Origin of the sequence: Candidatus Arthromitus sp. SFB-mouse-NL, from assembly GCF_000709435.1 — a bacterium.
GTDB lineage: Bacteria > Bacillota > Clostridia > Clostridiales > Clostridiaceae > Dwaynesavagella.
In genome coordinates this window covers 466,834-479,845 of sequence record NZ_CP008713.1, presented here as the reverse complement: position 1 = coordinate 479,845, position 13,012 = coordinate 466,834, and the positions used below count along the sequence as shown (strand labels likewise).

General features: G+C 29.9%; 12 protein-coding genes. All 12 read right to left on the bottom strand.

Translation table 11 applies throughout. The annotated features are described in order from the left end of the window. Nucleotides 1-47 precede the first annotated feature (47 nt). On the bottom strand, nucleotides 48-1,829 hold the full coding sequence (locus SFBMNL_RS02370; RefSeq protein WP_042294368.1) for an ABC transporter substrate-binding protein: 1,782 nt from the start codon (nucleotides 1,827-1,829) through the stop codon (nucleotides 48-50). A gap of 81 nt (nucleotides 1,830-1,910) precedes the next feature. Continuing rightward, nucleotides 1,911-2,882: an ABC transporter ATP-binding protein gene (locus SFBMNL_RS02365; protein WP_042294366.1), complete on the bottom strand. Its 972-nt coding sequence runs from the start codon at nucleotides 2,880-2,882 to the stop codon at nucleotides 1,911-1,913. Next, complete coding sequence (locus tag SFBMNL_RS02360; protein ID WP_042294364.1) at nucleotides 2,875-3,861, bottom strand: ABC transporter ATP-binding protein; 987 nt, start codon at nucleotides 3,859-3,861, stop codon at nucleotides 2,875-2,877. The genes SFBMNL_RS02365 and SFBMNL_RS02360 overlap by 8 nt, the downstream gene beginning before the upstream one ends. 11 nt (nucleotides 3,862-3,872) lie before the next feature. Further along, nucleotides 3,873-4,802 (bottom strand): ABC transporter permease, encoded by a 930-nt coding sequence (locus tag SFBMNL_RS02355; protein WP_005806829.1) that lies wholly within the window; start codon nucleotides 4,800-4,802, stop codon nucleotides 3,873-3,875. Between the two features lie 13 nt (nucleotides 4,803-4,815). Next, complete coding sequence (locus SFBMNL_RS02350; protein WP_005806831.1) at nucleotides 4,816-5,781, bottom strand: ABC transporter permease; 966 nt, start codon at nucleotides 5,779-5,781, stop codon at nucleotides 4,816-4,818. Nucleotides 5,782-6,099: 318 nt separating this feature from the next. Next, nucleotides 6,100-6,729 carry a prepilin peptidase gene (locus SFBMNL_RS02345; protein WP_242838776.1) on the bottom strand — a complete coding sequence of 210 codons (630 nt, stop codon included), beginning with the start codon at nucleotides 6,727-6,729 and terminating at the stop codon, nucleotides 6,100-6,102. Nucleotides 6,730-6,800: 71 nt separating this feature from the next. Next, a complete protein-coding gene (locus tag SFBMNL_RS02340) occupies nucleotides 6,801-7,190 on the bottom strand; it encodes a prepilin-type N-terminal cleavage/methylation domain-containing protein (RefSeq protein ID WP_005806835.1) in 390 nt (129 codons plus the stop codon). An 86-nt stretch (nucleotides 7,191-7,276) separates the two neighbouring features. Further along, a complete protein-coding gene (locus tag SFBMNL_RS08415) occupies nucleotides 7,277-8,257 on the bottom strand; it encodes a methyl-accepting chemotaxis protein (RefSeq protein WP_007440459.1) in 981 nt (326 codons plus the stop codon). 108 nt (nucleotides 8,258-8,365) lie between these two features. Then, complete coding sequence (gene groL / locus SFBMNL_RS02330; protein WP_005806839.1) at nucleotides 8,366-9,991, bottom strand: chaperonin GroEL; 1,626 nt, start codon at nucleotides 9,989-9,991, stop codon at nucleotides 8,366-8,368. 20 nt (nucleotides 9,992-10,011) lie between these two features. After that, the gene (gene groES, locus SFBMNL_RS02325) at nucleotides 10,012-10,299 is read right to left on the bottom strand and encodes a co-chaperone GroES (RefSeq protein ID WP_005806841.1); all 288 of its coding nucleotides are present in this window, start codon (nucleotides 10,297-10,299) and stop codon (nucleotides 10,012-10,014) included. A 226-nt stretch (nucleotides 10,300-10,525) separates the two neighbouring features. After that, nucleotides 10,526-12,460, bottom strand: a complete 1,935-nt coding sequence (thrS, locus tag SFBMNL_RS02320; protein ID WP_005806843.1) for a threonine--tRNA ligase — start codon at nucleotides 12,458-12,460, stop codon at nucleotides 10,526-10,528. A 17-nt stretch (nucleotides 12,461-12,477) separates the two neighbouring features. After that, nucleotides 12,478-13,005, bottom strand: a complete 528-nt coding sequence (locus SFBMNL_RS02315) for a peptidylprolyl isomerase (protein WP_042294361.1) — start codon at nucleotides 13,003-13,005, stop codon at nucleotides 12,478-12,480. Between the last annotated feature and the right edge of the window lie 7 nt (nucleotides 13,006-13,012).

The window sequence follows — 13,012 nt, the reverse complement described above, 5'->3', positions numbered from 1 at the left end:
ATATATTAAACCAAAGTTAATATATAAGCAAGATTTTAATCAACACACTATTCGAATGAAATCTTCTCTAATTCATCTTTAAATGATCTGTAAGGAGTTCCTCCTTCCATACCCTTAACTTTAGAAGAATAAACATTCATATCTTTTCTTTGATACAAGAATAAATAAGGTAAATCCTCTGAAATCTCTTTATATAACTGTGCATACAATTCTTTTCTTTTTGTTGTATCCATTTCATTTAAAGCATCATTCAACAACTTATCAACCGTAGGATTTGAATACCCAACTTTATTATTTGCCCCATTTGAAGCAAATGTAGAAGTTGAATCTGGATCTATATCAAGTGACCAAGCCAAAAATGCTAAATGATAAGAAAATTTCCCTTCTTTAGCTTCACTTTGCTTATCAACTAAAGTTCTAAATTCCATTTGCTCAGCCTTTAATTCTATACCAATTGCTTTATAATTATCAATCATTACAGGAACCAAAACATCATTAACTGGATTTGGAGAAGATGCTAAAAATTTAAGCGATAATTTCACTCCGTCTTTTTCCCTTATTCCATCAGATCCAACTTTCCAACCTGCTTCCTCTAAAAGTTGTTTTGCTTTTTCCGGATTATATTCATAATGCGTATAATCTCCTTCCTCAGGATAAGCCCAAGAAACCGTAGATTGTGGAATATCTATTACATTCGCCTGTCCTCCAAATGCAGCTTCTACAACTGAACTTCTATCTAAACCATAAGCTAACGCTTTCCTCACATTTAAATCTTGCATAATTGGTTCATTATGATTTATAGCAACATATCCATAGCCCAAATATTCAACTATATTTGCATTAATAAATCCAAGCTGTTGTAAAAGTGATAAATTCTCTGCAGTAACAGATACAGTACCAGCCATTATATCTACATCACCATTTTCTAACAATAACATTTGGTTAGTTTCATTTACCACTCTAAACACTAAATTTTTAATCTTTGGAACACCCTTATAGTAATTTTCATTAGCAACTAAAGTAACTTCTTCTCCATCCTTATAACTTACAAACTTATAAGCTCCGTTACCAAATGGATTCCTATTAAACTTATCTAAATCTTTAGCATTCCCTTGAACATAATCAGCACCATATACATGTTTTGCTAAAGGCTTAAGATCTTTTGAAAAATAGGCTAATGTTTTAGCATTTGGTGAAGCCATTGTAATTGAAAAAGTTTTATCATCAATTATTTTAAATCCTTCAATTTCAGTAGATGTACCATCTCTATACGCTTCCCAACCTAATACATTTAAAGTTTCTCTTTCAAATCTTCCTGTATAAGTCTTATCCATTATATATTTAAATGTAAAATCAAAATCTTGTGATGTTATAGGTGTACCATCCTGCCACTTGATATCATCTTTTAAAGTAAATGTATAAGTTTTTCCATCCTCAGATATCTCCGGCATATAAGCAAGTCCTTCTATTATTGTTCCATCATAATTTATTTCAAGTAATGGAGCCCACATAGCATCATTTACATCTGAATCATATTGCGATTCTTCAAGAAGTGGATTAAAAACACCATTTGGACTTATTATTCCAATTATAAGTGTATCTTTTCTATTTGCTGAATTTACAGGTAAAGTTTCTGGTAACATAGCAGATAAATACAAAGTTTCTCTATCATAATTACCAGTACCATTTGTAAGAACTACATTATCAGATGGTTGAATTGTAAAATCAGGATTATCTAATTGACTTGAATCTGATGAAGAGCAAGAAGATACAACAAACATAAATCCCAAAACCAATCCCAATATGCTAATTAATTTTCTCTTTTTCATTTATTCCTCCTAAAAATCATAAAAATTAATTAAATTTAATAAATATAAATTTTATATTTATTAAAAATATTTTAAACTAATTTAATACAAATGACATGCAACCTTATGACCATTACCTAAATCTCTTAAAATTGGTATTTCATGTTTACATATATCTTTTACATATAAACATCTCGTATGAAATTTACATCCAGATGGAGGATTAGATGCACTAGGTATATCACCCTTTAATATTATCCTATTATTTTTCCTATCCGGATCAGGTAAAGGAACACAAGATATTAAAGCCTGTGTATATGGGTGTAATGGTTTTTCATATAAATCCTCTTTTTTACCCTCCTCAACCAAAGAGCCTAAATACAAAACACCTACCCTATGACTTATATGTCTCACAACACTTAAATCATGTGATATAAACAAATAACTCAGGTTATACTCTTCCTGAAACTGTTGTAGCAGATTTATTATCTGCGACTGTATAGAAACATCTAATGCCGATACAGGTTCGTCAGCAACTATAAATTCTGGATTCAAAATTAATCCTCTAGCTATACATATTCTTTGACGTTGACCTCCTGAAAATTCATGTGGATATCTTTTCATATGATACTTCGCAAGACCACATATTTCCATAACTTCTCCAACTCTATTATAATACTCTTTCTTGCTATTTACAACTTTATGAGCAATTAATGCCTCTCCTATCAACTCACTAACAGGTTTTCTTGGATTTAGGGAACTAAATGGATCTTGAAATATTATCTGCATCTTAAGTCTAAGTTCCTTCATTTCCTTTCTAGACATACTATGAATATCAATACCTTTAAATCGAACTGTTCCATCAGTTTTATCTAATAATTTAATAACAGTTCTACCTAAAGTTGATTTTCCACATCCTGATTCACCAACAAGTGAATACGTTTCTCCCTTATTTATAATGAAAGAAACATCATCAACTGCTTTTACATTACCTACAACTCTTTGTAAAATACCATTTTTAATAGGAAAATATTTTTTTAGATTCGTTACTTCAAGAATTCTATTACTACTCATTATTTCCCTCCTTACCCAAAATATAGCAGGAAGCATAATGTGCATCATTAACCTTCACTAGTTCCGGTATACCTTTTTTACACGTATCTTGCCTTCTATCGCATCTATCATAAAAATAACAATAATTTGGGAGCTCCATAGGATTAGGTACCTGCCCAGGTATAGAATATAACTTACTTGTACTACCTTCAAACGTAGGCTTTGACTTCATAAGACCAATTGTATATGGATGCCTCGGATTATTAAATATTTCTCTTACCTTTGCTTTTTCTACAACCTTACCTGCATACATAACAATAACATAATCAGCCATTTCTGCTATAACTCCTAAATCGTGAGTTATCATCATAATAGAAGTTCCAAGCTTTTCTCTCATGTTTTTTATTAAATCTAATATTTGTGCCTGTATAGTAACATCTAATGCCGTAGTTGGCTCATCGGCAATTAAAACCTGAGGATTACAAACTAAGGCAATAGCAATCATTATTCTTTGACGCATACCTCCTGATAATTCATGTGGATACGAATCATAAATCGACTCAGCTCTCGGTATACCAACTAACTTTATCATATCAATAGATCGTTTTTTTGCTTCTTTTTTAGATACTTTATGGTGTATAGTTATTACTTCAGAAATTTGATATCCAATCTTCATAACTGGATTTAAAGATGTCATCGGTTCCTGAAAAATCATGGCTACCTCAGAACCTCTCCTTTTTCTCATTTCTTCTTCTGATAATGTTAAAATATCTATTCCATTTAAATAAATACTCCCTGACTCATACTTAGCTGGAGGAACTGCTAATAATCTCATTAAAGACATAGATGTAACTGATTTACCGCATCCAGATTCTCCTACAATTCCGAGTACTTCACCTTGTCTAATTTCAAAACTAACATCATTTACAGCATTAACTATTCCCTCTTCTACTTTAAAAGAAACACATAAGTTTTTAAATTCTACTATTTTTTTACTCATCAAAATCACCCCTATTTCTTAAGTCTTGGGTCTATAGCATTTCTTAAACCCTCACCGACCAAGTTTATAGACAAAACCGATGCAAATAATAAAACAGTAGGTGGAATCCATAGCCATACTCTCTTAGTTAAATCGAAGAAATTACGCGTGGTTTGTAATAAATTCCCAAGAGATGCATATGGTGCTTGAACACCTAAACCTAAATAGCTCAGACTTGCTTCAAAAATCATCATTGTTCCTAATCCACTTGCTATATAAAGTATTATATAAGGCAATATATTAGGTAACAAATGTCCAAACAATTTCCTGAAAGTCGAAAATCCCAAGGCTTCAGTAGCTTGCATGTACTCCTGCTCTCTTAACAAAAGAACTATACCTCTTATATTCCTACAATAAGTAGTCCAAAATATAAAAGCCAATAATCCTAAAGTTACGTAAATTCTATATTTAGGATTTACCTCTAAATCAGATAAAAATGCAGCCAATATGATAAGTAGTGGAAGTGTTGGTATACTCATCAAAATATCAACAATTCTCATTATAACCATATCAATTACTCCACCATAATAACCTGATACAAGTCCAAAAACCGTTCCTAAAAGTACAGATATAATTGTTGCTGCAAATCCCACAAAAAATGAAAATCTCCCACCTTCGAGAACTCTAGCAAACATATCCCTACCCAGTGCATCCGTTCCTAAAATATGCTGAGAAGATGGAGGTTGATTTTTTGTTAATACATTTATTACAGATGAATCCTGGCTAAAAAATGGGACAATTAAGATTAGTATCAAAATTATTGTAAGCATGGCAAATCCAAATATAGCTAATTTGTCTCTCAATAATCTTTTAAACATAATCTTAGTTGGAGATTCAATTTTATAATTCTCTTCATTAAATTTACTATTATTTTTAATAACTAAATCTTTGCCTTCTTTCATAAATCTTAACCTCCTATTTAAGCCTTATTCTTGGATCAACAAATGCGTAAACAATATCAGTCAATAAATTTGAAAAAATAGTCAATATTGCATAGAACATGGCAGATCCCATTAACAAAGGATAATCCCTATTTAAAATAGCTTGATAAGTTATATTACCTATACCAGGCCAACCAAAAACTTGTTCAATTATTATTGATCCACTAAATAGAGTAACAATACCTCCAACGATAATAGGTATTAATGGAATTAATGCATTTCTAAAAGCATGTTTATATATAACAACTTTCTCACTTACTCCCTTCGCCCTTGCTGTCCTTATATAATCTTGCCTTATTACCTCAAGCATGGATGTTTTAACAACTCTTAAGGTGCCTGCTAAACTAAACAAACTTAAAATTATAAAAGGTAGAGCAGTATGAAGCAAAACATCTTTTACATATGCAATCCCTGTATAATTACTCCCTATACTCGTCATACCTATAATCGGCAATCCAAATACAGGAGCCACATATTTTATAGCTATAATACCTAAAACAAATGTTGGTAAAGATGTAAATAGTAATGAAAAAGTAAGAACAAATTTATCTAGTGCTTTACCATGTTTTGTTGATATATATATCCCCAATGGAATTGATACAAACACTGAAAACAAAAATGATAAAACATTCAAATAAAATGAATTCCAAATATATACACCTAATATTGAACTAACAGGCTCCCTATAATTAAGTGATACCCCAAAATCAAATCTTATAGCATTTTTTAACCAGTTGAAATATCTCTGAATAATACTTCCATCAAGTCCATAGAGAGTCCTTAGCTCTTGTATTCTTTCTGGTGTTATACCAGGCTGTGTTGATATTATACCCGACAATGGATCACCTGGCGATGATACATATAAAAAAAATAAAATAAACGATATTCCAAATATTATTGGTATAAATAAGAGTAATCTCCTTATTATATATTGCTTCATTAAGTACACCACCTAAATATTAATAAAAAAATGCCACAACATTAACTTACTACAATAATTGACTCAAAGTAATACGTTAATCAGGGCATCCAGATAACTAATCTTAAATTATAAAAAATATAAAATAATTTTTTATATAAACCTTTATGTAATTATTTGGTTCTTTACGTTACAAATATCCTCTCAAGTGACCCTAAATATTAACAAATATGAAACTACTTTTTAATCTATACAAACAAAGTATATTTATACAATTATACTACTTATATAATTAAGTTTCAATGTAATATTTAAATATTAATTAAAGCAAATTAATATTTATACTTTTATAGCTATAAAAACCGTAGTCGCTATAAAAATAAATGGAATAAACGCTAATCTATTATTTTGTAACTTAAAACAATTCTTAATTAAGATCACTATACTTATTATACCAGACATAATTATTGATAAATAGAAAATAAACACTGTAGGTAACACCCCTAGCGTTAAGGCTATTATTAAAAATATGTCAAAATCACCTTCACCCAAAAATTTAAATTTATTTATCAATAAATATAAAAATCCAATTAAAATAATAGTTTCTAAATTAATTCTAATATTTTTTATATCCAAAAAAGATAATATGAAAATAAATAAAGAAAATATAATTATTGGATAAGATAAAACCGTATAAACATAATAAGTTATGTAATCTATAAATGCAAATATATAAATTACTAAAAATAAATAATAATATTTTAAATATGTATAAATCATTATAAAACTAAAATTATCTAAAATCTTAGTTAAAATTACAGTATTAAATACTATAAATAATAAACTACAAAAACAAATCCTAAGTAACAATATCCCATCTTTTAAAATATTTTTGCATATTATAAATATAGAACTATTCTTATCTTTCAATCCAAAAATCTTATAATCTAAACTTCCTATAATCTTCATAATTATAAGATTTAATATGATACTCATTAAAATGCTTAATAAAATACATATAAATACATATGAGATCATATTTACACTCTATTATCTATTGCTTTAGATATAATGTTTTTATTCCCAGAACTATTTGCTATATCTTTAATATCTTTTAGTGTCATCGAATCAGTTATCCATTTAGGCCAATTATTCAAATATTTATATTGTTCATTAATTTTACGAAATTCAGACATTGTCAGAGTATCCGAAACCGCTTCAATCTCACCTTCTATAAACCTATTTAAATTATGCATATCAATTGCATTAACTATAGCACTTGCATCACTTACCTTAGACATTTCCTTAGATCTCTCATATGTAGAAAATAAATTAGGTCCTATTAAAAGTACTATTATAATTATAATAACAAATGATACCATAACCTCTATAATACTAAACCCATCCTTTTTTCTATTTTTAAATTTCATTTTGTTTACCCCCTATTTAAATATCCATAATATATTTAAATATTTTCAACAAAATCTATTTATTATTCAAATTTATGTAGACATTTTTAGTCATTTTTATCTACCATCTCTTTCAATAGCTCCAACTTATCAACATAATAAACACAAAGTTCTAAGATATCTTTTATTATTTCTTCCTTAAGTCCAAACACATCCTTTATTTTTGAAAATTTACTAGATATAGATTGCATACCAGTTCTTAATTCCTGTAATTTATCCCTAACCATCTCAATTTGGGTATATCTTTTATAACTCATTTGCTTTAGTGAATCTAACATACCAAAAGTTTCTTCTGAAGACTCTTTTATTACACTCACATCAGATATATTTTGTATCATTTCATATGAAATCTCTTCTGTCTCATTAGTTATTTCATCTATAGTTTTATTTATGTGTTCCGATGCTTTCTTAGTCTCTTCTGCTAATTTTCTAACTTCATCAGCAACAACTGCAAATCCCTTACCAGCTTCACCAGCTCTAGCAGCCTCAATAGACGCATTCAATGCTAAAAGATTAGTTTGACTTGAGATCTTATTTATAACTTCCGTAAATTTATTTATATCCGTTATTTTGTTATTCAAACTCCCAAAAACTTTGTTAATATTTGAAAAATTCTGAATTAATTTATCAACATTAGATATCAAAAATACAATCTTATCCTCACCTTCTGATACTAATATTTCTTCATCCTTTATAATTTTAAAAATATCTGATATTATCTGATTTAAATTACTATAATCATCTATTCCATCTATTGCTCTCTTTTCTAACGTATCAAACATATTATTTTGAGAATTGGCATATTTTAAAATTTTATCTGCCTTTTCATTAAACTCCACATTCTTTGTATCAATATTTAACAATGCCTTACTAATATTCTCAAAATTATTTTTTTCCTCATTACTTCGACTACTATTACTGTTTACATACTCGAATTCATTATCCTCATCTTTATCTCTTTTATCAATTAAATCTTTATCATATTTAACCTTATTGGGTCCATTTTTTCTCAAAATTCTTTTAAACAAAAACCTCTCTCCTCTAAACAAATCCTATAAATTAATACTATTAATTTGTGCTATATTAAAATTTTTATTACAAGTAAAAACAAAAAAAGGTTTGGATAATCCAAACCTTTAATACATACCATCCATTCCCATTCCTGGAGCTTGTGGCACTTGTTTATCTTTCTCAGGTATCTCTACAACGGCAGCTTCTGTTGTCAAAAATGTAGCTGCAACTGATGCTGCATTTTGAAGAGCTGTTCTTGTAACTTTAGCTGGGTCAACTATTCCATTCTCAACCATATTTATATACTTACCATTTAAGGCATCATATCCAATTCCTTCTTCACTTTGCTTAACTTTATCAATTATTACAGACCCTTCAACTCCAGCATTAAATGCAATCTGCCTAATTGGCTCCTCTAAAGATCTTAAAATTATATTTATTCCTACTTGCTCATCATGCACTTCAGAAGATAAGCCACATATTTTTCTAAGTACATGAACATATGCTGTTCCACCACCTGAAACAATTCCTTCTTCTACAGCTGCTTTAGTAGCTGCTAGAGCATCCTCTATCCTTAATTTTTTCTCTTTAAGTTCAGTTTCAGTAGCCGCTCCAACTTTAACTACAGCAACTCCACCTGAAAGTTTGGCAAGTCTCTCTTGAAGCTTCTCTTTATCAAATTCTGAAGTTGTATCCTCAATTTGTCTTTTAATTTGAGAAACTCTATTAGCTATCTCTTCCTTACTTCCCTTACCATCAACAATTGTAGTATTCTCTTTAGTTATCTTAACACTCTCTGCTCTTCCTAACATATCAACTGTTGTTTCTTTTATATCATACCCTAATTCTTCAGATATAACTTGTGCACCAGTTAATATAGCAATATCTTTAAGCATCTCTTTTCTTCTATCACCAAATCCTGGAGCTTTAACACCAACACATGTAAATGTTCCTCTTAATCTATTAACAACCAAAGTAGCCAAAGCTTCACCTTCTATATCTTCAGCTATTATCAATAGTTTTTTACCTTGTTGCACAATCTGCTCAAGAATAGGAAGTATCTCTTGAATATTAGAAATTTTCTTATCTGTTATTAAAATATATGGATCCTCCAAAGATGCCTCCATTTTTTCCGCATCAGTAACCATATATGGACTTACATAACCTCTTTCAAACTGCATACCTTCAACAACTTCAAGACTAGTTTCCATATTTTTAGACTCTTCAACTGTTATAACGCCTTCATTACCTACTTTTTCCATAGCATCAGCTATAAGCTCTCCAACAGTTGAATCACCTGCAGATATAGATGCAACCCTAGATATATCTTGCTTACCATTTACATTTTTAGAAAGTTTTTTAATCTCCTCAACTGCTGCATCTACAGCTAGTTTTATACCATTTCTTATAAGTATTGGATTAGCACCTGACGTAACGTTTTTAAGACCCTCTCTTATTATAGCTTGTGCTAAAACAGTCGCAGTAGTCGTTCCATCTCCAGCAACATCATTAGTTTTAGTCGCAACTTCTTTAACAAGTTGAGCACCCATATTTTCAAACGGATCTTCAAGTTCAATTTCTCTTGCTATTGTAACACCATCATTTGTAATTAGTGGCGAACCAAATTTTTTATCTAAAACAACATTTCTACCTTTTGGTCCAAGTGTAACTTTCACAGTATCAGCCAATATATCTACACCATTTTGCATAGATCTTCTAGCTTCAGCACTAAATAAAATCGTTTTTGCCATTATAAATTACCTCCAAAAATTTATTCAACAACAGCCAATATATCTTCTTGTTTAACTATTATATATTCCTCTTTATCTACCTTAACCTCAGTACCTGAATACTTAGAGATTAAAACTTTATCTCCAACTTTAACTTCCATTTTTATTTCCTTACCATCTATTGTAACCCCACCAGGTCCAACAGCTATAACTTCTGCTTCTTGCGGTTTTTCTTTAGCACTACCCGCTAAAACTATTCCTGATTTTGTTTTTTCTTCTGCTTCCAGTCTTTTAAGAACAACTCTATCTGCAAGTGGTCTTATATTCATTAAATACAACCTCCTATTAAAATAAACATCCTTAATTAGCACTCATTTATCAAGAGTGCTAAAAGCATGTTACTAATATAATTAAATAAACCAAAAATTACAAATTAAATTAAATACCAAAATTAGTCGTTTTTCTTAAATTATTCCATATTTTCAATATTTTACTCAAGTTTTATACTATTTTAAAGATTAATTCATAAAAGTTATAAATCCAAAATATACTACTCTATTTTTTGCTAAGTATTTCTTCATTTATACTATCTATAAATTCCCCTAATCTAACAATTCCTCTATCACCATTGAATCTATCCCTAACAGACACACTTCCTGATTCTTGCTCCTTTTCTCCAACTATCAATAAATACGGAATCTTCTCAATCCTTGCTTCCCTTATTTTATATCCTATTTTTTCATATCTATAATCGCATTCTACCCTAATCCCTAAATTTTTAAGCTTATCTGTAACTTTTTTCGCATAATCATTAAATTTCTCAGAAATAGGTAATACCCTAACTTGAATCGGACTCAACCAAGTTGGAAGAGCACCAGCATATTTTTCAATGAGCATGGCAATTGTTCTCTCGTAACATCCTATAGAACTTCTATGAATTATCATAGGATGTTTTTTCTTACCATCTGAATCTATATAAAACATACCAAATCTCTCAGCTAAACTGAAATCTATCTGGATTGTTATTATTGTATCTTCCTTACCATGAACATTCTTAAATTGTATATCAAGCTTTGGTCCATAGAATGCGGCCTCTCCATCTTGTTCTTTATAATTCAGATTAAGATTATCTAATATTTGCTTCATATTATTCTGAGTTTCTTCCCAGACTTCCGCTTCACCTATATACTTATCTTTGTTTTCCTTATCCCACTTTGAGAATCTATAAGTAACATCTTCATTGATTCCGAGGCATTCCATTATGTATTTTACTAAATCTACAGCTGATCTAAATTCATCCTCAAGCTGATCATTTGTGCAAACTATATGTCCATCTGACAAAGTAAATTGTCTTACACGTATAAGACCATGCATTTCTCCAGATGCCTCGTTCCTACTAAGAACTGCCGTTTCACCATATCTTATAGGAAGGTCTCTATAACTTTTGGGAGATGCTTTATATATCATAAACTGAAATGGACAAGTCATAGGCCTCAAAGCAAATACTTCTGTATCCTTCTCCTCATCTCCTAAAACAAACATACCATCTCTATAGTGATCCCAATGTCCAGATATTTTATATAAATCACTTTTAGCAAAAGTAGGAGTCCTAGTAAGAACATACCCCCTCCTCTCTTCTTCATCTTCAACAAACCTCTGAAGAATTTGCATAAGTTTTGCTCCTTTAGGCATAAGAAGCGGTAATCCTTGACCTATAAATTCATTTGTAGTAAAAAATTCAAGCTCTCTTCCTATTTTATTATGATCCCTCTTTTTAGCATCCTCAAGTTTATCTAAATACTCTGTTAACATACTGGCCTTAGGAAATGATATTCCATAAATACGAGTAAGCATTTTATTTTTTTCATTTCCTCTCCAATAAGCTCCAGTAGCACTCAGTAATTTAATTGCCTTAATAGGACCTGTGGATAATAAATGTGGTCCTGAACATAAATCCTCAAATTCTCCTTGTTTATAAAAAGAAATCTCACATTCATCACTTATATCATTTATAAGTTCAATCTTATAAATCTCATTATATTTACTCATTTTACTAATTGCTTCATCTCTATTTAAAACGAATCTATCAATTGATAGGTTATCTTTGGATATTTTTTTCATCTCTTCTTCGATCTTATTAAGATCATCCTGTGAAAAAGGAGTATCTATGTCAAAATCATAGTAAAATCCATTATCAATACTAGGTCCTATCGCGATTTTTGCATCAGGAAATAATCTCTTTACAGCTTGGGCTAACACATGACTCGTAGTATGCCAAAATGCTTGCTTACCATTTTCATCATTAAATGTTAATATATTAACACTACAATCTCTTTCAATTACATATCTCAAGTCTACAATTTTACCATCAATTTCAGCACATGTGGCAATTTTTGCCAAACCATTGCTAATAGACCTTGCAAAGTCAATTACACTTATAGGAGAATCTATTTCCTTTTTAGATCCATCCTTAAGAATAATCTCTATCATAAACCCACACCTCTATACTACTTAATTTTTTGATCCTCAGATAATACATAATCTACTCCAAAAGTATCAATTTCTATTTTATTTATAATTGGTTTGTTTTTAGGATTATCCCCAAATACCTCTTCATTTGCAATATTTAAAATAATTTCAATACCATCAGTAACCTTTCCAAATGCTGCATAACTCCCATCTAAATGTGGCGAATTACCAACCATTATAAAAAACTGACTCCCTCCAGAATTTGGATCATTTGCTCTTGCCATAGATAAAACTCCAAGTTCGTGCTTTATATCATTTTTAACTCCATTTATCTTAAATTCACCCTTTATAGAGTATCCTGGTCCTCCAACTCCTGATCCTAAAGGACATCCTCCCTGAATTACAAAATCTTTTATAATTCTATGAAAAGTTAGTCCATTATAATATCCTTTATTTACTAAGTCTATAAAATTCGTAACAGTAACTGGTGCAATTTCTGGATATAACTCAAATTTAATTTCCCCAAAATTTTCTATTACCATAACCCCAATAGGATTTTTATTCATAATACAA